26 protein-coding genes are annotated in these 25040 nt (G+C 64.6%); 23 read left to right on the plus strand and 3 right to left on the minus strand.

Translation table 11 applies throughout. The features are described from left to right. Nucleotides 1-5: 5 nt before the first annotated feature. The 22 genes from PSV40_RS16965 (at nucleotide 6) to PSV40_RS17070 (ending at nucleotide 22005) form a co-directional block, all read left to right on the plus strand. Nucleotides 6-1040, plus strand: a complete 1035-nt coding sequence (locus tag PSV40_RS16965; protein ID WP_300539974.1) for an RluA family pseudouridine synthase — start codon at nucleotides 6-8, stop codon at nucleotides 1038-1040. A 105-nt stretch (nucleotides 1041-1145) separates the two neighbouring features. Further along, nucleotides 1146-1859 (plus strand): SMC-Scp complex subunit ScpB, encoded by a 714-nt coding sequence (gene scpB / locus PSV40_RS16970; protein WP_300539976.1) that lies wholly within the window; start codon nucleotides 1146-1148, stop codon nucleotides 1857-1859. Between the two features lie 10 nt (nucleotides 1860-1869). Further along, the gene (locus PSV40_RS16975; RefSeq protein ID WP_300539978.1) at nucleotides 1870-3561 is read left to right on the plus strand and encodes a pseudouridine synthase; all 1692 of its coding nucleotides are present in this window, start codon (nucleotides 1870-1872) and stop codon (nucleotides 3559-3561) included. A 111-nt stretch (nucleotides 3562-3672) separates the two neighbouring features. Then, on the plus strand, nucleotides 3673-4098 hold the full coding sequence (gene ndk / locus PSV40_RS16980; RefSeq protein ID WP_096662563.1) for a nucleoside-diphosphate kinase: 426 nt from the start codon (nucleotides 3673-3675) through the stop codon (nucleotides 4096-4098). A 99-nt stretch (nucleotides 4099-4197) separates the two neighbouring features. Next, nucleotides 4198-5343 carry a 23S rRNA (adenine(2503)-C(2))-methyltransferase RlmN gene (gene rlmN / locus PSV40_RS16985; RefSeq protein WP_300539980.1) on the plus strand — a complete coding sequence of 382 codons (1146 nt, stop codon included), beginning with the start codon at nucleotides 4198-4200 and terminating at the stop codon, nucleotides 5341-5343. 23 nt (nucleotides 5344-5366) lie between these two features. Then, a complete protein-coding gene (gene pilW, locus PSV40_RS16990) occupies nucleotides 5367-6152 on the plus strand; it encodes a type IV pilus biogenesis/stability protein PilW (RefSeq protein WP_300539982.1) in 786 nt (261 codons plus the stop codon). Further along, nucleotides 6145-7158, plus strand: coding sequence for a helix-turn-helix domain-containing protein (locus tag PSV40_RS16995; protein ID WP_300539984.1), 1014 nt, complete (start codon nucleotides 6145-6147; stop codon nucleotides 7156-7158). The genes pilW and PSV40_RS16995 overlap by 8 nt, the downstream gene beginning before the upstream one ends. After that, nucleotides 7158-8432, plus strand: a complete 1275-nt coding sequence (ispG, locus tag PSV40_RS17000) for a flavodoxin-dependent (E)-4-hydroxy-3-methylbut-2-enyl-diphosphate synthase (protein WP_300539986.1) — start codon at nucleotides 7158-7160, stop codon at nucleotides 8430-8432. Before PSV40_RS16995 ends, ispG begins: the two co-directional genes overlap by 1 nt. A gap of 9 nt (nucleotides 8433-8441) precedes the next feature. Continuing rightward, a complete protein-coding gene (gene hisS, locus PSV40_RS17005; protein WP_300539987.1) occupies nucleotides 8442-9752 on the plus strand; it encodes a histidine--tRNA ligase in 1311 nt (436 codons plus the stop codon). Between the two features lie 51 nt (nucleotides 9753-9803). Further along, complete coding sequence (locus tag PSV40_RS17010; protein WP_300539988.1) at nucleotides 9804-10514, plus strand: tetratricopeptide repeat protein; 711 nt, start codon at nucleotides 9804-9806, stop codon at nucleotides 10512-10514. Continuing rightward, on the plus strand, nucleotides 10511-11665 hold the full coding sequence (gene bamB, locus PSV40_RS17015) for an outer membrane protein assembly factor BamB (RefSeq protein WP_300539990.1): 1155 nt from the start codon (nucleotides 10511-10513) through the stop codon (nucleotides 11663-11665). Before PSV40_RS17010 ends, bamB begins: the two co-directional genes overlap by 4 nt. 36 nt (nucleotides 11666-11701) lie before the next feature. Next, nucleotides 11702-13045, plus strand: coding sequence for a ribosome biogenesis GTPase Der (gene der, locus PSV40_RS17020; RefSeq protein ID WP_300539992.1), 1344 nt, complete (start codon nucleotides 11702-11704; stop codon nucleotides 13043-13045). Between the two features lie 50 nt (nucleotides 13046-13095). Beyond that, nucleotides 13096-13365 carry an RNA chaperone Hfq gene (hfq, locus tag PSV40_RS17025; RefSeq protein ID WP_300539994.1) on the plus strand — a complete coding sequence of 90 codons (270 nt, stop codon included), beginning with the start codon at nucleotides 13096-13098 and terminating at the stop codon, nucleotides 13363-13365. A 38-nt stretch (nucleotides 13366-13403) separates the two neighbouring features. After that, a complete protein-coding gene (gene hflX, locus PSV40_RS17030) occupies nucleotides 13404-14543 on the plus strand; it encodes a GTPase HflX (RefSeq protein ID WP_300540081.1) in 1140 nt (379 codons plus the stop codon). Nucleotides 14544-14586: 43 nt separating this feature from the next. Then, on the plus strand, nucleotides 14587-16002 hold the full coding sequence (gene hflK / locus PSV40_RS17035) for an FtsH protease activity modulator HflK (protein WP_300539996.1): 1416 nt from the start codon (nucleotides 14587-14589) through the stop codon (nucleotides 16000-16002). 9 nt (nucleotides 16003-16011) lie between these two features. After that, nucleotides 16012-16914 carry a protease modulator HflC gene (hflC, locus tag PSV40_RS17040; protein WP_300539998.1) on the plus strand — a complete coding sequence of 301 codons (903 nt, stop codon included), beginning with the start codon at nucleotides 16012-16014 and terminating at the stop codon, nucleotides 16912-16914. Nucleotides 16915-16923: 9 nt separating this feature from the next. Further along, on the plus strand, nucleotides 16924-17112 hold the full coding sequence (locus PSV40_RS17045; RefSeq protein WP_300540000.1) for a DUF2065 domain-containing protein: 189 nt from the start codon (nucleotides 16924-16926) through the stop codon (nucleotides 17110-17112). Between the two features lie 128 nt (nucleotides 17113-17240). Beyond that, complete coding sequence (locus PSV40_RS17050) at nucleotides 17241-18455, plus strand: ATP phosphoribosyltransferase regulatory subunit (protein WP_300540002.1); 1215 nt, start codon at nucleotides 17241-17243, stop codon at nucleotides 18453-18455. A gap of 58 nt (nucleotides 18456-18513) precedes the next feature. Continuing rightward, entirely contained in the window at nucleotides 18514-19842 is a 1329-nt protein-coding gene (locus PSV40_RS17055; protein ID WP_300540083.1) for an adenylosuccinate synthase, read from the plus strand. A gap of 84 nt (nucleotides 19843-19926) precedes the next feature. After that, entirely contained in the window at nucleotides 19927-20451 is a 525-nt protein-coding gene (locus PSV40_RS17060) for a phosphoribosyltransferase (protein WP_096662533.1), read from the plus strand. A gap of 167 nt (nucleotides 20452-20618) precedes the next feature. After that, a complete protein-coding gene (locus PSV40_RS17065) occupies nucleotides 20619-21806 on the plus strand; it encodes a PLP-dependent transferase (protein WP_300540004.1) in 1188 nt (395 codons plus the stop codon). A 25-nt stretch (nucleotides 21807-21831) separates the two neighbouring features. Further along, a complete protein-coding gene (locus tag PSV40_RS17070) occupies nucleotides 21832-22005 on the plus strand; it encodes a hypothetical protein (RefSeq protein WP_170954706.1) in 174 nt (57 codons plus the stop codon). Between the two features lie 153 nt (nucleotides 22006-22158). On the opposite strand, the gene mnmH is transcribed toward PSV40_RS17070, so the two are convergent. Beyond that, the gene (gene mnmH / locus PSV40_RS17075) at nucleotides 22159-23214 is read right to left on the minus strand and encodes a tRNA 2-selenouridine(34) synthase MnmH (protein WP_300540006.1); all 1056 of its coding nucleotides are present in this window, start codon (nucleotides 23212-23214) and stop codon (nucleotides 22159-22161) included. Continuing rightward, complete coding sequence (locus tag PSV40_RS17080; RefSeq protein ID WP_300540085.1) at nucleotides 23211-23828, minus strand: arylesterase; 618 nt, start codon at nucleotides 23826-23828, stop codon at nucleotides 23211-23213. Before PSV40_RS17080 ends, mnmH begins: the two co-directional genes overlap by 4 nt. A 106-nt stretch (nucleotides 23829-23934) precedes the next feature. On the opposite strand from PSV40_RS17080, the gene PSV40_RS17085 reads away from it, so the two are divergent. Then, complete coding sequence (locus PSV40_RS17085) at nucleotides 23935-24672, plus strand: ABC transporter ATP-binding protein (RefSeq protein ID WP_300540008.1); 738 nt, start codon at nucleotides 23935-23937, stop codon at nucleotides 24670-24672. Between the two features lie 73 nt (nucleotides 24673-24745). Here PSV40_RS17085 and PSV40_RS17090 read toward each other — a convergent pair. Beyond that, nucleotides 24746-25040: hypothetical protein (locus PSV40_RS17090; protein WP_300540010.1), on the minus strand; the 295-nt coding region annotated here is incomplete at its 5' end.

Here is a 25040-nt window from a genome sequence, read left to right on the forward strand (position 1 = left end):
TGTTAATGACTGATTCTGTACAAAGCAAACTGATTATATCGAGCGCCACTGCGGCGGGCACTCTGGTTGATGACATCCTGGGGGAGGGCGAGACGGCCGCCGATGCCGAGTTGCGCGAGGTCAGTGTTCCCGTGGAGAGTCACGGCGCGCGTCTGGACCGGGCACTGGCTGGCATTGTGCCCGAGTTCTCCCGCAGCTATCTGCAGCAGCTGATCGAGGCGGCCGCCGTGCAACTCAATGGCGTCACGGTGACCAAGGCCTCGGCCAAGGTCAAGGCCGGCGACAAGCTCAAGATCGAACTCAAGCCCACGCCGCAAAGCCAGGCCTTCAAGCCGGAGGTGATGGCGCTGGAGGTTCTTTTTGAGGACGAGCATCTGCTGGTCATCAACAAGCCGGCCGGCCTGGTGGTGCATCCGGCGCCCGGCAACTGGAGCGGTACGCTGCTCAACGGGCTGCTGGCGCGCGATCCCCAGGCCAGTCTGCTGCCGCGCGCGGGCATTGTGCACCGGCTGGACAAGGACACCAGCGGCCTCATGGTGGTGGCGCGCAGGCGCCAGGTCATGGACCAGCTGGTGGCCATGATTGCCGAGCGAAGTGTCAGCCGCGAATACATCGCGCTGGCTCACGGTGTGTGGGAAGGGCCGAAGTCGCGCCAGGTCGAGGCACCGATAGGCCGCGATCCGCGCAATCGCCTGCGCATGGCGGTGGTGGATCTGGAAAAAACCGCCGGCAAGACCGCCTCGACCGGCTTCTACCTGCTGCAAAACGAAGGCCCGTTTTGCCTGGTGCGTTGCCGGCTGCAGACCGGCCGGACCCACCAGATCAGGGTGCACATGGCCTCCATCGGACATCCGCTGGTGGCCGACGAGGTGTATGGCGGCAAGCCTGCCGCGGGCATGGCGCGTCAGGCCCTGCACGCCTGCCGCCTGGCTTTCACCCACCCCGTGACCGGCGAAGCCCTCGAATTCAGGGCGCCGTTGCCGGCGGATCTGGCCGCGGCGCTTGCCCAGCTGGGGCTGGGATACAATCAAATCCAGTAGTTTTCTGCTACCCGCCGCATGGCGCGCCCAGATGAAAGTGGTTGCGCATGAATGTGAACTGCGCCGCCAGGCGCCTTTATCTCGAATCATTTCGGAACCAAGACCATGAATACGACGGATGCCAAGCGCGTCCTCGAAACGGCACTTATTTGCGCGCAGCAGCCGCTGCCTTTGCGTGAGATGGGTGTTTTGTTCAACGGGGCACTGACCGCCGACACCCTCAAGCTCCTGCTGGAGGATCTGCAAAACGACTGGTCCGGGCGGGGGGTGGAGCTGGTGCATGTCGCGACCGGCTGGCGTTTCCAGAGCCGGCCGCAGATGCGCGAGTACCTCGATCGCCTGCACCCTGAAAAACCGCCGCGCTACACGCGCGCCACGCTGGAGACGCTGGCGATCATTGCCTACCGCCAGCCGGTCACCCGCGGTGACATGGAAGACATCCGGGGGGTGACCATCAACAGCATGATTCTCAAGCAGCTTGAGGACCGGGGTTGGGTCGAGGTCATCGGCCACCGCGAAACCGTCGGGCGGCCGGGTCTGTACGCAACGACGCGGCAGTTTCTCGACGACCTGGGGCTGGAGTCGCTGGACCAGTTGCCGGTCATGGACACCACGGCCGCGCAGGCGTCCATGCTCGATCAGATCGAGTTTGGCATGACGGCGGCTGTGGCCGGCGACGAAGCGGCTGCAGAGTATGCCGGCTTGCCGGACGATCCCGGGACCGGCTTGCTGGTCGCAGAACTTTCCGATGCGGCGGATGCCGGCCGTTCCCAGGACGCGCCGTTAACCAGCCCCACGGCCACCGATCCCAACGCCTGAACGCAAACGCATGAATCAAAAAGACCCTCCGGCTCCGGCCACCGCTCCCGCCCCCCAGGTTGATGCGCCCATTGTGCCGCCAGCCCCCGATTCAAAAGCGCAGGCAGCTCCTGATTTGATAGCAATCGAGGGGCCATCTGCCGGCGATGCGGCCAACGCGGCGCCGGGCAGCCCCGAGCGTGTGGCGCAGGTGACGCCGGCGCTGGCCCGTTTTGAAGACGTGGTGACCGGCCAGTTCGATGCCGATGAAGAGGAGGACGTAGCGCTCGAGCTTCCCAAGCGCGTGCTGCTGCCCCAGCCGGAAACGCCCAAGCTGCACAAGGTGCTGGCGCAGGCGGGACTCGGTTCCCGCCTGGAAATGGAGCAGCTGATCCTGGAAGGCCGGATTTCCGTCAATGGTGAACCGGCCCATATTGGCCAGCGCATCCAGTTTGGCGACACGGTCAAGGTCAATGGCAAGCCGATCCGGGTGCGCATCGACCCGCCGCCGCCGCGTGTCATTGCCTACCACAAGCCCGCCGGTGAGGTGGTGTCGCATGACGACCCGCAAAACCGGCCCACGGTGTTTCGCCGTCTGCCCAAGCTGTTCCAGGGCAAGTGGCAATCGGTGGGCCGGCTCGACCTGAACACCGAGGGGCTCTTGCTGCTGACCAGCTCCGGCGAACTCGCCAACAAACTCATGCATCCCCGTTTTGGCCTGGAGCGCGAGTACGCCGTGCGGGTGCTGGGCGCGCTGAACAACGAAGAAAAAAAGCGCCTGCTCGATGGCGTGCAACTCGACGACGGCCTGGCCCAGTTCAGCACGATTGAAGCCGGCGGGGGCGAGGGCGCCAACTGCTGGTACCGCGTGACGATTTCAGAAGGCCGCAACCGCGAAGTGCGCCGCATGTTCGAAGCGGTGGGTCACGCCGTCAGCCGACTGATCCGCATCCGTTACGGTGCGGTGGTGCTGCCGCGCGGCCTCAAGCGCGGCGCCTTTGTCGAACTCGACGAACGGGACATCGACGCACTGACCAGCGCTGTCGGGCGTTCGGAGGCCCGCGCCGACCCGCGTGGAGCCGGCAGAAGCGCCGGGGAAGCAGGAGAGGCCGGGGAAACCGGCGCCGGCGAGGGCCGTCCAGGGCGCGGACCGCGCCGCAACGACCGCTCACGCGGCGGACGGGGACGCCCCGACAATGGGGCTACCCGGGCACCGGATGCGCAGGCCATGCCGGAAAAAAGCCGGACAGCCGGGCCAGACGACCATGGCGATGAGACCGGCCATGATCCGCTGGACCTCCAGCCCCCCATGAACCGCAACGAAGCGCCACGCGACGCCAACCGTCGCCGCGGCGCCAAGGGTGGACGCGGTGATGGGGGCAACCCCGGCGCCGGTCCCCGGTCCGGCCCGCCCGGCAAATTCGGGGGCAATACCGGCGGACAGGGACCGAAGCGCCGCGACGACCGGGGCGGTGATCGTGGCGATCGCGGTGACAAGGGTCCCGGCGGGGCACAGCCCGACCCGATGAAGACCTCGTTTGGTTATATCGGCGCGGAAACCTTTACCCGCCAGCGGCAGGCGCCGGGCCAGGGCCAGCGCCGTGGGGGCAGCGGAACGGGCGGCGGCGGTGCTTCAGGCCCGCGGCGCAGCGGCGGCGGTGGCGGGGGTGGAAACCGCGGCGGAAATCGCAGCGGGGGCGGCAACCGCGGCGGAAACCGCTAACTCCCCGCGTATCCACACGCTCTTTTGCCCAAGGGCCATTGTCCGCGGGTTAAAATCAGAGGCTTTATTCGATTTGAATAAATCCCAGAAAATCAAGGTTAAGGAAATCTCATGGCGATCGAACGCACTCTCTCCATCATCAAACCCGATGCAGTGGCAAAAAATGTCATTGGTCAAATTTATGCACGCTTTGAGGCTGCCGGCCTGAAAGTGGTTGCTGCCCGGATGGCGCACCTGTCGCGCGGCGAAGCCGAAGCCTTTTATGCGGTGCATAAAGAGCGTCCTTTCTTCAAGGATCTGGTTGAGTTCATGATTTCCGGCCCGGTCATGATTTCCGCTCTTGAAGGCGAAAACGCGATCCTGAAACACCGCGACCTGATGGGTGCGACGGATCCGAAGAAAGCCGCCGCCGGTACCATTCGCGCCGATTTCGCCGACAGCATCGATGCCAATGCCGTGCATGGCTCCGACGCCGTCGAAACTGCCCAGGTGGAGATCAGCTTCTTCTTCGCGGGCATGAACATCTATTCGCGCTGACATGCTGCCCCCACGCTCCACTGCGTTTCGCTGCCCCCCATGGGGGTTTCGGCGCGTTTGGGGCGGCCCGGCACTACGCCGGCGCGGATTCTCCATGCAATGACGGCCAATCTGCTTGATTACGATCTGGAAGGTCTGGCCGCCTTTTGCGGGCAGCTCGGAGAAAAACGTTTCCGGGCTACCCAGCTTTTTCGCTGGATTCACCAGAAGGGCGCGACAGATTTCGACCAGATGACCGATCTGGCCAAGTCCCTGCGCGAAAAACTTGCCGGTGCGGCCCATATCCAGGGCCTCAACCCGGTCTCCCGGCACGACTCGGCCGACGGCACCATCAAGTGGCTGTTCGACGTCGGTGCCGGCGATGTCATTGAAACCGTTTTTATCCCCGAGGCCGACCGTGGAACGCTTTGCATTTCGTCGCAGGCCGGCTGCGCTGTCGGCTGCCGTTTTTGCTCCACCGGACACCAGGGCTTCAGCCGCAACCTGACGACGGCCGAGATCATCGGCCAGCTCTGGTATGCCGAACATTTTCTGCGCAAACACCTTGGCAAAACCGAGCGCGTCATTTCCAACGTGGTGATGATGGGCATGGGCGAGCCGCTGCAAAATTACGCGCAACTGCTGCCGGCCTTGCGCATGATGCTGGACGACCATGGCTATGGTCTGTCGCGCCGGCGCGTGACCGTATCGACCTCTGGCGTGGTTCCCATGATGGACCGCCTGGCGCAGGATTGCCCGGTTGCGCTGGCGGTGTCGCTGCATGCGCCGGAAGACGAACTGCGCAGCAACCTGGTGCCGCTGAACAAAAAATACCCGATCGCTGAACTGCTCGAGGCCTGCACGCGTTACCAGGCGGCGGCACCCAGGGACTTCATCACCTTTGAATACTGCATGCTCGACGGCGTCAATGACCAGCCTGAACATGCGCGCATGCTGGTGGAACTGATGCGCAAGCATTCGCTGCAAGGGCTGGCCTGCAAGTTCAACCTGATCCCTTTCAATCCGTTTCCGGCCTCCGGCCTGAAGCGCTCCGATATGGCGCAGGTGCTGGCTTTTGCCAAAATCCTGATGGATGCCGGCATCGTCACCACCGTGCGAAAAACCCGGGGCGACGACATCGACGCCGCCTGCGGCCAGCTCGCCGGCGATGTGCAGGACCGCACCGGTGTCCAGCAGCGCATGGCCACGCAGCGGCAAGGTATGCTCAAGGGCATCAAGATAGTCTCCAGAGAGGTCGGTGTATGAAGCGTGTCCGCAATGTCCTGTTGATGTCTGCCTGCTGGGCGGCCTTGCTGCTCACCGGCTGTGCCGGCCAACCGGGCTCCGTCCCGGGCGCCGCGAGCGGGCGCGGGGAGATCATGACGGAGTCGGACGAGCCGGACGTGCGCAAACGCGCGCGCATCCGGCTGGAGCTGGCCGCCAACTATTTTCAGCAGGGGCAGACCAACGTCGCCCTCGACGAACTCAAGCAGGCGCTGGTGACCGATCCGACCTATGCCGATGCCTACAACCTGCGCGGCCTGGTCTACATGCGCATGAATGACAACGCGCTCGCCGAGGACAGTTTCCGCCGGGCCATGGTGCTCAATCCGCGGGACGGCGACGTGCTGCACAACTATGGCTGGCTGCTGTGCCAGCAAAACCGCTATAGCGAATCGGCCGCGCTGTTCGGGCGCGCTATCGCCATGCCCCAGTACGGCGGCCAGGCCAAAACACTCATGACGCAGGGGCTTTGTCAGGTGCGGGCAGGGCAGAAAGCGGAAGGCGAGCGCAGCCTGTTGCAGTCGTATGAGCTGGACGCCGGCAACCCGGTCACCGGCTACAACCTGGCGAGCCTGCTTTTCCAGCGCGGGGACCTGGTCCGCGCGCAGTTCTACATTCGCCGTTTGAACAACAGCAATCTGGCCAATGCCGAAACGCTGTGGCTGGGTGTCAAGGTGGAGCGCAGCTTGGGCAACCGCGAAGCGATGCTGCAGCTGGCCGATCAACTCAAAAAACGCTTTGGCCAGTCACGCGAGGCCGCAGCTTACGAAAGAGGAGCCTTCAATGACTGACGCCGGCGTCCAGCTGCCGGGCAACGTTGCCATGGCGCAGCAAGACTTGTCGCCCCACATTCTGCAAGATCAGGCAGATGCCATGCCTGCAGTCAGTGCCGGCTCCCTGATCCGGCAGGCACGCGAGGCTGCAGGCCTGCATATCGCGGCACTGGCGGTGGCCTTGAAGGTGCCGGTCAAAAAACTCGAAGCGCTGGAGGCTGACAGGCTGGACCTGTTGCCGGATGCCGTGTTTGTGCGCGCGCTGGCGGCCAGCGTCTGCCGCACCCTCAAGATCGATGCGGCTCAGGTGCTGGCGCTGTTGCCGCAAACCGGCAAGCCCAGTCTCGGGCAGCAGAGTGCGCCCATCAATACCCCGTTTCGTTCCCCGGGTGATGGACCCGGCCCCTCCCTGCTGGCGCAGATTTCCCGGCCTGCCGTTCTGGCGGGCTTGCTGCTGTTGCTGGGTGCCCTGGTCCTGATCTTCCTGCCGGCTGCCCAGCAGCCCGGTATCGTCACCCAGCCGGCGACACCGTCGCCTGCCGTTGCCGACACACCTGCGGCCCCATCGGGCGCGCTGTCAGGGGTGGCCATGGCCAGGACCGAGTTGCTCGAAGTGGACAAGCCCACCGTGACAGACAGCGCGGCCCAGCCCGTTGCCACTGCTGGCATGGCACCGGTCGCCCCTGTGCCGGCACCGCAGCCGTCCGCTGCCGCGCCGCCGCCCTTTGCTGTGTCGGTGGCCATGTCGGTACCGGCCGCGCCGGCGGGGGCTGTGTCGCCCGCAGCGTCCGGCATCATCGTGTTCAAGGCCAAAGGGGAGTCGTGGGTCGAAGTCACCGATGCCAGAGGCACGGTCGTTCTGCGTCGCACCCTGGCTGCCGGCGAGGAAGCGGGAGCATCGGGCGTCCTGCCGCTGGCGGCTGTGGTGGGCCGGGTCGATGCGACGCAGGTCGAGGTGCGGGGCAAAGCCTTTGATCTGGGTGCTGTGAGCAAAGACAACGTTGCACGTTTTGAGGTGAAGTAGTGGCAGCATGTTTTCCCGTGGCGTCGGCCGCGCCCAGGGCGCGTGTGTCGTCCCAGGCGCGTGTGGTCTGGGGCTCGCGTGTGGTCACGGTGGGCGGCGATGCGCCCGTGCGTGTGCAGTCCATGACCAACACCGACACGGTGGACGCGATCGGCACGGCCATCCAGGTCAAGGAACTGGCGATTGCCGGATCGGAAATGGTCCGCATCACCGTCAACACGCCGGAGGCTGCGGCGCAGGTGCCGTACATCCGCGAGCAACTCGACCGCATGGGCATCGACGTGCCGCTGATCGGCGACTTCCATTACAACGGCCACCGCCTGCTGACCGACTACCCGGCCTGTGCCGAGGCGCTGTCCAAATACCGCATCAACCCGGGCAATGTGGGCAAGGGCGACAAACATGACCGGCAGTTCGGGCAGATGATAGAAGCGGCGGTCCGCTGGAACAAGCCGGTGCGTATTGGCGTCAACTGGGGCAGCCTGGACCAGGAATTGCTGGCCGGCCTGATGGACGAAAACAGCCGCCGCGACCAGCCCTGGGACGCGAAACAGGTGATGTACGAGGCACTGATCACCTCGGCCGTCGGATCGGCCGAACTGGCCGAGCAGATGGGCATGGACAGAAACCAGATCATCCTGTCCTGCAAGGTCAGCGGCGTGCAGGACCTGATCTCGGTCTACCGTGAACTTTCAAAACGCTCGCGTTATGCGCTGCACCTCGGCCTGACCGAAGCCGGCATGGGCACCAAGGGCACGGTGGCATCCGCCGCCGCGCTGGCTATCCTGCTGCAGGAAGGCATCGGCGACACCATCCGTGTCTCGCTCACGCCGCAACCCGGCGAAGCGCGCACGCAAGAGGTGCTGATTGCCTCCGAAATCCTGCAGGCACTCGGCCTGCGCAGCTTTGTGCCCAGCGTTACCGCCTGTCCCGGCTGCGGCCGAACGACCAGCACCACCTTCCAGGAACTGACCAAGGAAATCGACGATTTCCTGCGCGCGCAGATGCCGGTCTGGCGTGTCCAGTACCCCGGCGTCGAGAAACTCAAGGTTGCGGTGATGGGCTGCATCGTCAACGGACCGGGCGAAAGCAAACATGCCGACATCGGCATCAGCCTGCCGGGCTCGGGCGAAGCACCGGCCGCGCCGGTCTACATCGACGGCGAAAAAAGCGTGACCTTGCGCGGCGACCGGATCGCGCAGGAGTTCCGGACCATTGTCGAAAACTACATTGAAAAGCGCTTTGGCACGCCAGTCGTTGCCCAGGTCGCCTGACGGATATCCATGGCTGAAAAACTGACTGCCGTCAAAGGCATGAACGACATATTGCCGCCCGATTCGGCGCGTTGGGAATGGCTGGAGGACAAGGTGCGCGCGCTGATGGCGCGTTATGCCTACCGGAACATCCGCACGCCCATCGTCGAGCCGACGGCGCTGTTTGTGCGCGGCCTCGGCGAGGTGACCGACATTGTCGAAAAAGAGATGTACTCGTTTGAGGACAGGCTCAATGGCGAAGCCCTGACCCTGCGGCCCGAAAACACCGCCGGTGTGGTCCGGGCCGTGGCCGAGCACAGCATGCTTTACGACGGCGGCAAGCGCCTCTATTACATGGGCCCGATGTTCCGACACGAGCGCCCGCAGCGGGGCCGCTACCGGCAGTTTCACCAGATCGGTGCCGAAGCGCTGGGCTTTCCCGGCGCCGAAGTCGACGCCGAGCTGATCCTGCTGGCCGATGCCTTGTGGAAAGAGCTGGGCCTGAAGGACGTGCGGCTGGAGCTTAACAGCCTGGGTCAGCCCGACGAACGCAGGCCGCACCGCGGGGCGCTGATCAGCTATTTCGAAACCAACGCCGACCAGCTCGACGAAGAAGCCAAGCGCCGGCTGCACAGCAACCCGCTGCGCATCCTGGACACCAAGAACCCGAAGATGCAGGCCCTGGTGGAGGCTGCGCCGCGGCTGATTGACTTCCTCGGGGAGGCCTCACTGGCGCATTTCAGCAGCGTCAAGGCCATTCTCGAGGCCAACGGCATCGCCTACAGCATCAACCCACGGCTGGTGCGCGGCATGGACTACTACAACCTCACGGTGTTCGAGTTCATCACCGACAGCCTGGGCTCGCAGGGCACGATTTGCGGCGGTGGCCGTTACGACTACCTGATCGAGCAGATCGGCGGCAAGGCCGCGCCTGCCGTGGGCTGGGCGCTGGGCGTGGAGCGGGTGCTCGAGCTGATCAGGGAGCAGGGCGGGGCCGCGGACCTGCCGGTGCCGGACGCCTACGCGATTGTTCCCGAAGCTTCGGCTTTGCCTCTGGTGCTGAAAACCCTGCAGGCCTTGCGCGCCCTGGGCGTCAGCGTGCAGATGCATGCGGCCTCCGGCGCCGCCGCCGACGGCATGGGCAGCATGAAATCCCAGTTCAAGAAGGCCGACGCCAGCGGCGCGCGCTTCGCCCTGATCTTTGGCGAAGCTGAACTGGCGCAGGGCAGTGTGGCCGTCAAGCCCCTGCGCGGCGAAAAGGTCGAGGCCGCCCAGGCGCAAACCCTGCAGCCGCTGGAGACCGTGGCCCTGTGGGCGCACAGCCTGCGGGCTGGCGTCTGACAGCGCCCCCTACAATCAACACTATTCATTTGGCGGAACCAGCAGAGCTCTATGGCAAAACATCTCGATTTGGAAGAACAGGAGCAGCTCGACGAGCTGAAACACTTCTGGAAGCAATACGGCGACCTGATCACCTGGGGCTTGATTGTCATTTTTGGTGCTTTTGCAGCCTGGAACGGCTACAACTACTGGCAGCGCGATCAGTCCGCCAAGGCGGCCATGATGTACGACGAGGTCGAACGTGCCGCCCAGTCGGGAGACACCAGCCGGCTGGACCGCGCGATGGCCGACATGAAGGAGCGTTTTGCCGGGACGGCCTTCGCCCAGCAGGCCGGCCTGCTGGCGGCCAGGACCTATTACGACAAGGGCAACATCGATGCCGCCAAGGCCTCCCTGAGCTGGGTGGCCGGCAAAAGCGCCGATGAAGGTTACCAGGCGATTGCCAAGCTGCGTCTGGCCGGTTTGCTGCTGGAAGCCAAAGCCTACGACGAGGCCTTGCAGCAGCTCACCGGCACCTTCCCCAAGGACTTTGTTGCGCTGGCGGCGGATCGCCGCGGCGACATTCTCGCCGCACAAGGCAAGAAAAGCGAAGCCCGGGCCGAATACGAAAAAGCCTACAAAGGCATGGATGACCGCACCGAGTACCGGCGTCTGGTCGAAGTCAAACTCAATGCGCTCGGGCTGAACCCGTCGGCGGCATTGGCCCCTTCTGCAGCCGCCGCTGCAGTTTCTCCCGCGTCCGCCCCGGAGGTCAAGCAGTGATTTTAAAGTCTTTTCGGCCTCTGGCCCATACGCTGAAAGCGCCTGCAGCTATCTTTTTAGTAGCATCCCTGGCCGGCTGCTCAATGTTCAGCAGCTCCGTCAAAAAGCCGCAGCCGGCCGAACTGCAGCCGGTGGTGGCGCTGGTGCCGGCCAAACAGGTCTGGATGGCCCGTATCGGCGAGGTTGCTTTCCCGCTCCAGGTGAACGTCTCGGCCGATACCGTGGTGGCGGCAAGCACCGACGGTACCGTGGTGGCGCTGGACGCGCGCAGCGGCCGCGACTCCTGGCGCACGAATGTAGGCGCACCGATCGCGGCCGGCGTCGGCAGCGACGGCAAGGTGGCCGCTGTGGTCACGCGGACCAACGAAGTGGTGGCCCTGTCGGGCGGCAAGGAAATCTGGCGTCAGAAGCTGGCGGCCCAGGCCTTCACCGCACCTTTTGTGGCCGGTGGCCGGGTCTTTGTGCTCGCGGCCGACCGGTCGGTCAATGCCTTTGACGGACAGACCGGGCGCAAGCTCTGGTCCCAGCAGCGCCCCAGCGAACCGCTGGTGCTGCGCCAGTCGGGTGTGATGCTTGCCGTCGGCGACACACTGGTGGTGGGCCTGGCCGGCCGCCTGACCGGACTCAATCCGCTCAATGGCAGCATCCGCTGGGAAGCCCCGATTGCCTCGCCGCGCGGCATCAATGATGTGGAGCGCCTGGTGGACCTGGTGGGCACCGTGAGCCGCACCGGCAACACGGTCTGCGCCCGGGCTTTCCAGGCCAGCGTCGGCTGTGTCGATGCCCAGCGCGGCGCCCTGCTGTGGACCAAGCCCGCCAATGGCGCGCAGGGCATCGATGGCGACGACAGCCTGGTGTTTGGTACCGAAGCGGACGGCAAGGTTCTGGCCTGGCGCCGCAGCGACGGCGAAAGCGCCTGGAGTTCGGACAGCCTGCGTTACCGCAGCCTGAGCGCGCCGCTGGTCGTGGGCCGCTCCATCGCCATCGGCGACTCCGCCGGGTTTGTACACCTGTTGTCCCGCGCAGACGGATCCTCGCTGAACCGCCTCGTGACCGACGGCTCGCCGGTGGCGGCCTCCCCGGTGCTGGCCGGCAATATCCTGATTGCGGTCACCCGTTCAGGCGCTGTTTTCGGTTTCGCGCCCGAGTAAGTTTTATCGGCCATTTGACGGCCGCGAATTGTATTGATGAAACCTGTTATTGCCCTGGTCGGTCGCCCCAATGTGGGCAAATCGACGATTTTCAACCGCCTGACCAAGTCGCGCGACGCGATCGTGGCCGACTATGCCGGCCTGACGCGGGACCGCCACTACGGCAATGGCCACTTGGGCGCACAGGAGTTCATCGTCATCGACACCGGCGGCTTCGAGCCCAAGGCCGTCGATGGCATCTACAAGGAAATGGCCAAGCAGACCCGGCAGGCGGTGGCTGAAGCCGACGTTGTGGTGTTTGTGGTCGATGCGCGCGCCGGGGTCAACGCCCAGGACCACGAGATCGCCAAATACCTGCGCAAGCTGGGCAAGCCGACGGTGTTGACTGCCAACAAGGCCGAAGGCATGACCGAGGGCGTGCAGCTGTCCGAGTTTTTCGAGCTCGGCCTGGGCGAAGTCCTGCCGGTGTCCGCCTCGCACGGGCAGGGCATGCGCACCTTGGTCGAGATGGCGCTGCAACCGCTGAACCTGCCGGATCCGGACGAGGAGGGCGAGCCGAGCGACCCGACGGTGATCAAGCTGGCGGTGGCGGGCCGGCCCAACGTGGGCAAATCAACGCTGATCAACACCTGGCTGGGCGAGGAGCGCCTGGTGGCGTTTGACCAGCCCGGCACCACGCGTGACGCCATTTCCGTGCCTTTCGAGAAGGCCGGCCAGAAATTCGAGCTGATCGACACCGCCGGTCTGCGCCGCAAGGGCAAGGTGTTCGAGGCGATTGAAAAGTTCTCGGTGGTCAAGACCCTGCAGGCCATCGAAAGCGCCAATGTGGTGCTGTTGCTGCTCGATGCGACCCAGGGCGTGACCGACCAGGACGCCCACATTGCCGGTTACATCCTGGAAAGCGGGCGCGCGGTGGTGCTGGCCGTCAACAAATGGGATGCGGTGGACGCCTACCAGAAGGAAATCCTGCAGCGCTCCATCGAAACGCGGCTGTCCTTCCTGAAGTTCGCCACCATCCACAATATTTCGGCGATCAAGCGCCAGGGTCTGGGCCCGGTCTGGAAATCGATTGTCCAGGCCCATGCCTCGGCGAACCGCAAGATGTCGACCCCGGTGCTGACCCGCCTGCTGCTCGAGGCGGTGCAGTTCCAGAGTCCGCAACGGGCCGGCATGTTCCGCCCCAAGCTGCGTTATGCGCACCAGGGCGGCATGAACCCGCCCATCATCATTGTTCACGGCAATTCGCTGGAGCACGTCACCGACGCCTACAAACGTTTCCTCGAAGGGCGTTTCCGCAAGGAGTTCGACCTGGTGGGCACGCCGCTGCGCATCCAGATGAAATCGTCCAGCAACCCCTATGCGGACAAAGATTCCACCTAGGACTACATGCACGGCCAACCGGCTGTGGTAAGGTGAAGTCCTACCAACTCTTGAACACGGAAAATATCGTGAGCAACAACAAAGGTCAGCTCTTGCAGGACCCTTTCCTCAATACTTTGCGCCGTGAGCATGTGCCGGTGTCGATTTACCTCGTCAACGGCATCAAGCTTCAGGGTCAGATCGAATCTTTCGACCAGTATGTGGTTCTGCTGCGCAACACCGTCACCCAGATGGTGTACAAACACGCCATTTCGACCATTGTTCCTGGTCGTGCAGTCAATTTCGCTGCACCAGAATCCCAAGAAAGCCCAGCCAGCTGAGTTCCCAGGACCTCTCCCCGGCGGCAGCGCCTCTGGCCATTCTGGTCGGGGTCGATCTGGGCCTCCCCAATTTTGATGTCGGCCTGGAAGAGCTGGGCCTGCTGGCCCAGACGGCCGGCCTGCAGCCGGTTGCCCGTGTGGTCTGCAAGCGCCGGGCGCCGGATGCCGCGCTGTTCATCGGCAGCGGCAAGGCCGACGAGATCAAGATGCTCGCGCTGGAGACGGGCGCCAGCGAAATCCTGTTCGACCAGTCCCTGAGCCCGGCCCAGCAACGCAATCTGGAGCGGGTGCTGGGCCTGCCGGTCAACGACCGCACCCTGCTGATTCTCGAGATTTTTGCCCAGCGCGCGCGCAGCCACGAAGGCAAGCTGCAGGTCGAGCTGGCGCGCCTGCAGTACCTGTCGACCCGGCTGGTCCGGCGCTGGTCGCACCTGGAGCGGCAGACCGGCGGCGCCGGCGTGCGCGGCGGCCCGGGTGAAAAGCAGATTGAACTCGACAAACGCATGATCGGCGAGTCCATCAAGCGCACCAAGGAGCGCCTGACCAAGGTCAAAAAGCAGCGCCAGACCCAGCGGCGTCAGCGCGAGCGGCGCAATTCCTTCACGATTTCCCTGGTCGGCTACACCAATGCCGGCAAGTCGACGCTGTTCAATGCCCTCGTCAAGGCGCGCGCCTACGCAGCCGACCAGCTGTTTGCGACGCTGGACACCACGACACGGCAGCTGTACCTTGGCGACGCTGCCCGGTCGGTGTCGCTGTCGGACACGGTTGGCTTCATACGCGACCTGCCGCACGGCCTGGTTGATGCGTTTGCCGCCACCCTGCAGGAGGCTGCGGACGCCGATTTGCTGCTGCATGTGGTCGATGGCGCAAACCCGGACCATCTCGAGCAGATCGAGCAGGTGCAGCGCGTGTTGGCCGAGATCGGCGCGGCCGACGTGCCGCAGATTCTGGTCTTCAACAAGCTCGACGCCCTTGAAATATCGCGCCGGCCACTGCAGTTAAGTGACAGTTTCGAGATCAAGGACGCCTTTTCGGACACGGGCAGGCGTGTGGACCGGGTTTTTGTCAGCGCACAGACAGGCGAGGGTGTACCCCTGTTGCGCGAGTTGCTGGCCCGGCATGCGTCGCAAGCCCCCGTCGAAGATATACCCCCGATCGATGAGGCCGTGGCCTGATTAGGCACAATGTGGGAATCATAAAAAAAGTGAGCTCGATTTCATGAACCTGAACCCTGTGTTACAGACGCTGACGACCCTGCCTTCAAGGCTGAGGCAACGCGCCCGAGGAATGTTCAATTTGAACGATCCACGCTGGGGCCGCGACGACGACAACAAGACCCCGCCGGACGACTCCAAGTCGGAGCCCGGTCGCGATGACGTGCCGCCTGTGCGGCCGCCAGCGCCTAACCGTCCGCAGGGCCAGGGGCAGGGTCCCAACCAGGGCCCGCCCGACCTCGACGAGTTGTGGCGTGACTTCAACCGCAAGCTCGGCGGTCTTTTTGGCGGCGCCAAAAATGCCGGGCAGCGGGGCCGTGGCACCGGAGGACTGGGTGGCGGGGGCGGCCCCGGCGGGTTCCAGCCCGATATGAAAAGTGCGGGTGTCGGTGTCGGCCTGATCGCCGGCGTGGCCGTGCTGATCTGGCTGGGTACCGGCTTTTTCATCGTGCAGGAGGGCCAGCAGGCCGTCATCACCCAGTTCGGCAAGTACAACTCGACCGTGGGTGCCGGCTTCAACTGGCGTCTGCCTTACCCTGTGCAGCGCCATGAAGTCGTCGTGGTGACCCAGATCCGCTCCGTCGATGTCGGCCGCGACACCATCATCAAGGCCACCGGCCTGCGTGAGTCGGCCATGCTCACGGAAGACGAGAACATTGTCGAGATCAAGTTTGCGGTCCAGTACCGCCTGAACGACGCGCGCGCCTATCTTTTCGAGACGCGGGATCCGGCCGCCACGGTGGTGCAGGCGGCAGAAACCGCGGTGCGCGAAGTGGTCGGCAAGATGAAAATGGACTCCGCGCTGGCCGAGGAACGCGACCAGATCGCGCCGCGCGTGCGGACGCTGATGCAGACCATCCTGGACCGCTACAAGGTGGGCGTGGAAGTCGTGGCGGTCAATCTCCAACAGAGTGGTGTGCGGCCGCCCGAGCAGGTGCAGGCTGCCTTCGATGACGTGCTGAAAGCCGGCCAGGAGCGGGAACGCGCGAAAAACGAAGCCCAGGCCTACGCCAACGACGTGATTCCGCGCGCGGTCGGTTCGGCATCGCGCCTCAAGGAAGAGTCGGAAGCCTACAAGGCCAGGGTGGTGGCACAGGCCCAGGGTGATTCCGAGCGCTTTCGCTCGGTGCTGACCGAGTACCAGAAGGCGCCGCAGGTGACGCGCGACCGCATGTACACCGATGCCATGCAACAGGTCTACAGCAATGTGACCAAGGTGCTGGTGGAGTCGCGCCAGGGGTCCAACCTGCTGTACCTGCCGCTCGACAAGCTGATGCAGGCCACCGCCCAGGGCGGTGCCGCCAAGACCGGCGCGGAGCCGGCCGGCTCGGCGACCTTGCCTCCGGTCGCTCCGTCCACTTCGACCCTCGATACGCGGGCCCGTGACACCTCACGCACCCGCGACCGCGAAACACGCTAAGGAACTGCCGTGAATAGAGTTGGATTTATTGCTTCTTCGATGCTGGTGGCGCTGGCATTGCTCAGTTCCATGCTGTTTGTGGTCGACCAGCGGCAGTTCGGCGTGGTGTACGCGCTGGGCCAGATCAAGGAAGTCATCCTTGAGCCCGGCCTGAACTTCAAGTTGCCTCCGCCTTTCCAGAACGTGTCGTACATCGACCGGCGGCTGCTGACCCTGGACAGCACCGATGCCGAGCCCATGCTGACCGCCGAGAAGCAGCGCGTGGTCATCGACTGGTATGTCAAATGGCGCATCACCCAGCCTTCGGAGTACATCCGCAACGTGGGTCTGGACGAGCGTGCCGGTGCCAACCAGCTGAACCGGGTCGTGCGCAATGCCTTCCAGGAAGCCATCAACAAACGCACCGTCAAGGACCTGCTGTCTCTCAAGCGCGAAGCCCTGATGGCCGACGTGAAGACCGAGGTGCTGGAAGTCGTGCGCGGTGCCAAGCCCTGGGGCATTGACGTGATCGACGTACGCATCACGCGTGTCGACTATGTGGAGGCCATCACCGAATCGGTGTACCGCCGCATGGAGGCCGAGCGCAAGCGGGTCGCCAACGAGCTGCGCTCCACCGGTGCTGCCGAGGGCGAGAAAATCCGCGCCGATGCCGACCGGCAGCGCGAGGTCACCGTTGCCAATGCCTACCGCGAAGCGCAGAAAATCAAGGGTGAGGGCGATGCGCAGGCTGCCGCTGCCTACAGCGACGCCTTTGGCCGTGACCCGCAGTTTGCCCAGTTCTACCGCAGCCTGGACGCCTACAAGGCCAGCTTCGACAAAAAGGGCGACGTGATGGTGATCGATCCTTCGTCCGACTTCTTCAAGGCCATGCGCAGCTCCGGCAGCGGGACGGCCCCGGCCGGCAAAAAGTAACGGCCCCTCTTGGACGGCAGCACGATCTGGCAGGCACTGGCGTTGATGCTGGTGATTGAGGGGCTGCTGCCGTTTTTTTCGCCGCGCGGCTGGCGCGGCATGTTCGAGAAGATCCTCAAGCTCACGGACGGCCAGATCCGCTTTTTCGGGTTGGGCAGCATCGCTGCCGGCCTGGTGTGGATGGCCTTTCTGCTCTGACCGCCAGCCGCTGACGCGGCTGGTCTGGCGCCTGTATTTGAGTCCGCCGGGCACCTGTGTGCCGGCGCGGGCCAAAAACAGGCCCCAAGCCCGGTAAAATCCTGTTTTTAACAGCCCACGATAAATACATGCCCGCCTGGTCGTCATCATGGCAATTGCCGGATCAAATTGCCGATGTCCTGCCCTCCGAGGCGCGTCACATCGAAGAGCTGCGTCGCCTGTTTCTCGACACGGCCCGCAGCTACGGCTACGAGCTGGTCATGCCGCCGCTGCTCGAACATCTCGAATCCCTGCTCACCGGCACCGGTGAGGCGCTGGATTTGCAGACCTTCAAGCTGGTGGACCAGCTCTCGGGCCGCACGCTGGGTCTGCGCGCCGACACCACGCCGCAGGTGGCCCGCATCGACGCCCACCTGCTCAATCGCCAGGGTGTGGCCCGCCTGTGTTACTGCGGCCCTGTGCTGCACACCCGCGCCGACCGCCCGCATGCCACGCGCGAGCCGCTGCAGTTCGGCGCCGAAATCTACGGTCATGCCGGTCTGGAAGCCGACCTCGAAGCCCAGTTGCTGGCGCTGGAAGGCCTGAGCGCCGCCGGCGTCACGAAGCTGTCGGTGGATATGGCCGATGTGCGCATCGTGAGCAGCCTGCTGGCGGGCGCCAAAGTCAGTGCATCCATGCTGGCCCGGATTCATGCCGCCCTGGCGAGCAAGGACGCCAGTGAGCTGGCCAGCCTGACCGCCAGCCTCAACGGCGAGTTGCCCGCCGCGGCACGCCAGGGACTGCTCGCACTGCTGCAGTTCTATGGCGACGAGAAGGTATTGCCTGAGGCCGAAAAAGCTTTCAAGGCCTTGCCCGAAGCGCTCAAGGCGCTGCAGAACCTGAAGTGGCTGGCCACCCATGTCAGCAGCCTGACGAACAATGTCAGCATCGGTTTTGATCTGGCTGACCTGCGTGGTTATGCCTACTACAGCGGCACCCGTTTTGCGATTTATGGCCACGGCCAGCAGGGCGGCGCCCAGGGCGCCGAGCTGGTGCGCGGCGGCCGCTATGACGAGGTCGGCGCCGTGTTCGGACGCAACCGTCCGGCCGCCGGCTTCAGCCTGGACCTGAAAGAGCTGGTCAGCGTGCTGACACCCAAACCCTTGCGTCCCGCCATCCGCGCCCCCTGGGGCGAAGAAGCCGGGTTGCGCAGCGCGATTGCCGCACTGCGCGCCGGCGGTGAAACCGTGGCCTGCGTGTTGCCCGGCCATGAACACGAAGTTGATGAATTTGACTGTGACCGCGAACTGGCCAGCGTGGCCGGCCAGTGGCAGGTCCAGCCGCTGGGCAACAAGCCGGCCTGAAGCCGCGCCGCCCGCATAACCAACCCCTCCTGAAAGCAGACTGAAGATGACAAAGACAATCGCCGCAACCGCCGGCCGCAACGTGGTGGTCGTGGGCACCCAGTGGGGTGACGAGGGCAAGGGCAAGCTGGTGGACTGGCTGACCGAAAGCTCGCAGGGCGTGGTGCGTTTCCAGGGCGGCCACAATGCCGGCCACACGCTGGTCATCAACGGCATCAAGACCGCCTTGCATTTGATCCCCAGCGGCATCATGCGCCCCGGCGTCAAGTGTTACATCGGCAACGGCGTGGTGCTGTCGGCGGCCAAGCTGTTCGAGGAAATCGAAGGGCTGGAAAAAGCCGGTGTCGAGGTGCGTTCGCGCCTGCGCATCAGCGAAGCCTGCCCGCTGATCCTGCCTTTCCACGTGGCACTGGACGTGGCGCGCGAAACCCGCCGCGAAACCGGCGGCACCGTCAAGATAGGCACCACCGGCCGCGGCATCGGCCCGGCCTATGAAGACAAGATCGCCCGCCGCGCCCTGCGCGTGCAGGACCTCAAATATCCCGAGCGTTTTGCCGCCAAGCTGCGCGAGCTGCTGGACCTGCACAACTTCGTGCTGACCGGCTACCTCCATGCGCCGGCCATCGAATTCCAGCCCGTCTATGACGAGGCCATGCGCCATGCGGAATTGCTCAAGCCCATGATGGCCGATGTCTCGCGCGAACTCAACGATGCCCACCGTGACGGCGCCAACCTGCTGTTTGAAGGCGCGCAGGGCACGCTGCTCGACGTGGACCACGGCACCTACCCGTTTGTCACCTCCAGCAACTGCGTGGCCGGCAATGCGGCCGCTGGCGCCGGTGTCGGCCCGGGCATGCTGCACTACATTCTGGGCATCACCAAGGCCTACTGCACCCGCGTGGGTGGTGGGCCGTTCCCGACCGAGCTCGATTGGGAAACACCGGGCACGCCGGGTTACCACATGAGCACCGTCGGTGCCGAAAAAGGCGTGACCACCGGGCGCAGCCGCCGGTGCGGCTGGTTCGACGCGGCCCTGCTCAAACGCTCGGCGCAGGTCAATGGCCTGTCCGGCCTGTGCATCACCAAGCTCGACGTGCTCGACGGCATCGAGCAGTTGGAGCTGTGCACCGGCTACGAACTTGACGGCCACATCACCGATATCCTGCCCATGGGCGCCGAAGAAATTGCCCGCTGCAAGCCGATCTACGAAACCCTGCCGGGCTGGACCCAGAGCACGGTCGGTGTGACCGACTACGACAAATTGCCCGCCGCGGCCCAGCGCTACCTGCATCGCATCGAGGAAGTCACCGGCGTGCCCATCCACATGATCTCGACCAGCCCCGACCGCGACCACACGATTTTGCTGCGCCACCCGTTCGTGGCCTGAGCGTTTTTTGCAGGGTTTTCAGTTAAATCGTGCTCCAGCCCAGTCGGGGCGGGCGCAACCAGCTATCGAATCAGGAGCATTTTCATGTTGACCGAAGACGGCAAGCACCTTTATGTCAGTTATGACGAATACCACAACCTGATTGAAAAACTGGCGATCAAGATCCACCAGTCCGACTGGCAGTTCGACACCATCCTGTGCCTGGCGCGCGGTGGCATGCGGCCCGGCGACATCCTCTCACGCATTTTCGACAAGCCGCTGGCCATCATGTCCACCAGCTCCTACCGCGCCGACTCCGGCACGGTGCAGGGCAACCTCGACATCGCGCGTTTCATCACCACGCCCAAGGGCGAGATCGCCGGCAAGGTGCTGCTGGTCGACGACTTGGCCGACACCGGCCACACACTCAACGCCGTCATTCACCAGCTGCGCAACAACTACAAGCCGATCAGCGAGCTGCGCAGCGCAGTGATCTGGACCAAGGGTGTGTCCGCCTTCCAACCCGATTACTCGGTCGAGTTCCTGCCGACCAACCCGTGGATACACCAGCCTTTCGAAGGCTACGATGCGCTGCGACCGGCGCAACTCATGGAAAAGTGGAAAATTTAGGCCCCCACGCTTTTCACTGCGTGTAATGCGCTGCCCCCCGAGGGGGCCGCTGCGCCTGCGGCCCGGCGAAGCCGGTTCCGCGGCCCCTGCTTGAAGGGGAGCCCTGCGGTCACTCGCTTCGCGTCGCTTCCGCGGCGTCGGAGCAAGCCTGCCGTTAACATCGGCAGATGAGCGATATTTCCACCCAGCTGATCCACCACCCGTACAAGCCGCCCGCCGGCTTTGACGCCGTCAATCCCGCCGTCCAGAAGGCCTCGACGGTCATCTTTCCGAATGTTGCGGCCTTGCGCCAGCGCGACTGGAAACACAAGAGCGGCTACACCTACGGCCTGCACGGCACGCCGACCACCTTCACGCTCGAGGAACGCATTGCCACGCTGGAAGGCGGGCAGTTCTGCACGCTGGTGCCCAGCGGCCTGGCGGCGGTGGCGCTGGTCGACATGGCGCTGCTCAGCGCCGGCGACGAGGTGCTGATTCCCGACAACGCCTACGGACCCAACAAGACGTTTGCCCAGCATGAGCTCACCGGCTGGGGCGTCAGTTTCCGTTATTACGATCCCATGCAGCCCGCCGACCTGGCCGCCAAACTGAGTGGCAAAACGCGCCTGGTCTGGCTCGAGGCGCCGGGCTCGATCACCCTGGAGTTTCCGGACCTGCCGGCGCTGGTCGCCGCCGTCAAGGCGCACGGCGACGTGCATCCGCAAGGCATCGTGACCGCACTGGACAACACCTGGGGTGCGGGCATCGCCTTCAATGCCTTTGCGCTGGGCGCCGACATCTCCGTGCAGGCCCTGACGAAGTACCCCAGCGGCGGCGCCGACGTGCTGATGGGCTCGGTCGTCACGCGCGACGAGGCGTTGCATCACCTGGTCCATTTCTGCCACATGCGCGTCGGTTACGGCGTGGCCGGCAACGACGCCGAACTGGTGCTGCGCGGGCTGGGCAGCATGGCCCTGCGTTACGCCGCGCAGGACAGCGCCACGCGCACGCTGGCGGCCTGGTTGCAGCAGCAGCCGCAGATCGAGGCCGTGCTGCACCCGGCGCTGGCCGGTTCGCCCGGCCACGCGGCCTGGCAACGCGACTGCAGCGCCGCGGCCTGCCTGCTGAGCGTCGTGTTCAAGGCCGGTTACCCGCAAGCCCAGGTGGACCGCTTCTGCGACAGCCTGCGGCTGTTCAGGCTTGGCTACAGCTGGGCCGGCCCCATGAGCCTGTGCGCGCCTTACGACGTGCCGGCGATACGCACCACGCCCTGGCCCTTTCGGGGCGGCCTGGTGCGGTTTTCAGTCGGGCTGGAGGCGGTGGCCGACCTGCAGGCCGACCTGGCGAACGCGCTGGCGGGGATGCAGTACAGTTAGGACATATTCCTGAAGAAAGCACGCTGTGGCAACTCCCAATTATTCCTACGAAAAACGTCAGAAAGAGCTGGCCAAAAAGAAGAAGAAAGAAGAAAAGCTCAAGCGCAAGGCCGAAGGCAAGCCGGACCTGCCCGATGACGATACGCCCGATGGCGAAGACGCGGGCGGCACGCCGCCACCGGCCGATCCCGCACCCTGAGATGCCGGAGACCTTTGATAATTTGAATCAAATCGGGCTTCAGCCCTTGATCTACAAGCGCAAGCAGCTCTCTTTTTGATAGCTGATGCGACCGCCAGGCCCCGCAGGAACAGGCAACTGTTCCTCCGGGGCCTGTTTGTTGGCGGCTGCGCTTCAGCTCTCCAGCATGCGGGCCGCAAGTTCGGCCATCGCCGCCGCCGTGTGGTCGCGTGGCGCGAGGACCCGGGCTGTTTCGTAGTGGCTGAAGTTGCGCCGCATCGACTGCAGGTACACCGGGTCGTAGTGCCTGACCAGCAACTCGCGCACCACGGACGCCACGTCGCCGCTGCGCGCACGCGCCTGCCAGTCCTGCACGGTGTCCTTGCCGCGGGCCTCGGTCAGCGCGCCCAGGCGTTCGCAGAAAAACGCGATGTCCTGGACGAAAAAATCATAGTCCTCGAGCAGCAGCGCAACACGTTCGTCTTCGGCCAGGTCCAGCTGCAGGCAGGGGGCGGCGCGCATGGCGGCGATCAGACCTTCGGGCACGGCCACGTTGCCGACCTTCTTGCTTTCGCTCTCGATGTAGACCGGGCGGGCCGGATCGAAGCTGCGCAGCTTGGCCCAGATCAGGCTGTCAAAGGCTTTCTGGCTGGGCTGCGGTACGCCGGGGATCAGGCCCAGCACCGAGCTGCGGTGGTTGGCCAGCGCCTCCAGGTCCAGCACCTGCGCGCCTTGGGCCTGCAGGGCCTGCAGCAGCCGGGTCTTGCCGCTGCCGGTGGTGCCGCACACGACCTGGTAGCTGTGGCGGGCGGCGAGTTGCGGCAGATCGGCGACCAGCGCGGCCCGGAAGGCCTTGTAACCGCCATCCACCAGGGTCACCTTGAAGCCGATCTGGTCCAGGATCAACGCCAGCGAGCCGCTGCGTTTGCCGCCGCGCCAGCAGTACACCAGCGGCTGCCATTCCCTGGGTTTGTCCAGCACCTCGCGCTGGATGTGGGTCGCAATGTTTTTGGCGACCAGCGCGGCGCCCAGTTTTTTCGCCTCGAACTGGTTGATCTGCTTGTAACGCGTGCCGACGATTTTGCGTTCTTCGTCGTTGAGGCTGGGCCAGTTGAGGGCGCCGGGCAGGTGGTCCTCGGCGTATTCACCTTCGCTGCGGGCGTCGATGATGGTCGGGAAGTCGGCAAGGCGGACCAGCGCCTCCTGGGCCGTGATGCGGTCGACGCTCACTTGAGAAGTTTTCCCAGTTCCGGCCAGACATTGGCCAGCATCAGGGGATGCGCCTGCTCGTTCGGGTGGATGCGGTCGGCCTGGAACAGCCGGGTGGCATCTTCGGTGTCGCCCACGCCCTTGAGCAGGAAAGGCACGAGTGCCGCTTTGCGCTCTTTCGCGACCTTGGCAAACAAGCCGGAAAACCTGGCCGCATAGTCGCTGCCGTAGTTGGGCGGCACCTGCATGCCCACCAGCAGCACCCTGGCGCCGGCCTTCTGCGCCGCCTGCGTCATGGCGCGCAGGTTGCCTTCGGTCATGCCCAGCGGCAGGCCGCGCAGGGCGTCGTTGCCGCCCAGTTCGATGATGACCACGCCGGGCTTGTGCTGGTTCAGCAGGGCCGGCAGGCGCGAGCGCCCGCCCGAGGTGGTGTCGCCGCTGATGCTGGCGTTGACCACCCGGGCCGGAATTTTTTCGCTGGCCAGGCGCTGCTCCATCAGCCTGACCCAGCCGCTGCCGCGTTTGAGGCCGTATTCGGCGCTCAGCGAATCGCCGACCACCAGAATCGTCGGGCCGGCGCCGGCCGCCGGTTTGGCAACGGGCTGGGCCTGCCCGTTCTGCGGCAATACCAGCATGAAAGTGCAGAGCATCAGGCCCAGCAGACCCGCGCGCCGCCCGGGCTTGGTAAAGTCAGGGCGATTCATTCCAAAAATAATTCCCGAAATATCCGACAAGGCTGGCATGTTTGAACCCGTTGTTCCTGTTTCTCCGGCGCTGCCCACCTTGGCGGCAGGGGCGGGAGACCGTTCATCTTCAATTATTTCCGTCGAGCATGTTTTCAAGAGCGTGAGCGACTCGACGGGTACGCTGACCATTTTGCGCGATATTGACTTCGCACTCGCGGCCAGGGAGACTGCCGCCATTGTCGGTGCTTCCGGTTCGGGTAAAAGCACGCTGCTGTCCATCATCGCCGGGCTGGACAGGCCCACCCAAGGCACGGTGCGGCTGGCCGGCCAGGACCTGTTTGCGCTCAGTGAAGACGACCGCGCGGCGCTGCGCGCGCAGAAGGTCGGTTTTGTGTTCCAGAGTTTCCAGCTCATGGGCAACCTCAATGCGCTGGAAAACGTCATGCTGCCGCTGGAACTGTCGGGCGCGAAAAACGCGCGGTCGCAGGCCACCGAGATGCTCAAACGGGTCGGCCTCGGTGAGCGCCTGGGCCACTACCCCAAGGTGCTGTCGGGCGGCGAGCAGCAGCGGGTGGCGCTGGCACGGGCCTTTGTGGTCCAGCCTGCGGTGCTGCTGGCCGACGAGCCGACCGGCAGCCTGGACTTTGCCACCGGCGAAAAAGTCATGGCGCTGATGTTCGAACTCAACCAGGAACTGGGTACCACGCTGGTGCTCGTGACCCACGACCCCGCCATTGCTGCGCGCTGTGAGCGGCGCATCACCATCGAGGCTGGACAGGTCGTCGCGGCTTAGGGTCAAATGGGCCCGTAGCGCCCGCTGTACTTGCGCAAAGTGCTATCAATAGGATAGCAGTCCAGACAGGCTCCTAGAGCTTTTTCACCACCGCCAGAAAGCTGGCGCGGTCGGCCGGCCGGTCGATTTCGGCAGCCAGGGCCTGCACCAGCGTCTCCAGCGCGGTATGCCGGGCCACCTCTTTTTCCACAATCATTTTCGCCAGCGGGCCGATGAACTGGCTCAAGGCCCGCTCCAGCTGTGCGAGCTGCCCATCGCTGAAGTGGGGGGAAGAGGGGGCCGATACCGGACCGCTGCGCGAACTGGCGCTCTGGCTGGGGTCTGTGCGCGGACGACTGAAGGGGTGGGAGGGGTGGGATGGGGTGGGT

Source organism: Polaromonas sp., assembly GCF_029945925.1.
In the GTDB taxonomy this organism is placed as follows: Bacteria; Pseudomonadota; Gammaproteobacteria; order Burkholderiales; family Burkholderiaceae_C; genus Polaromonas.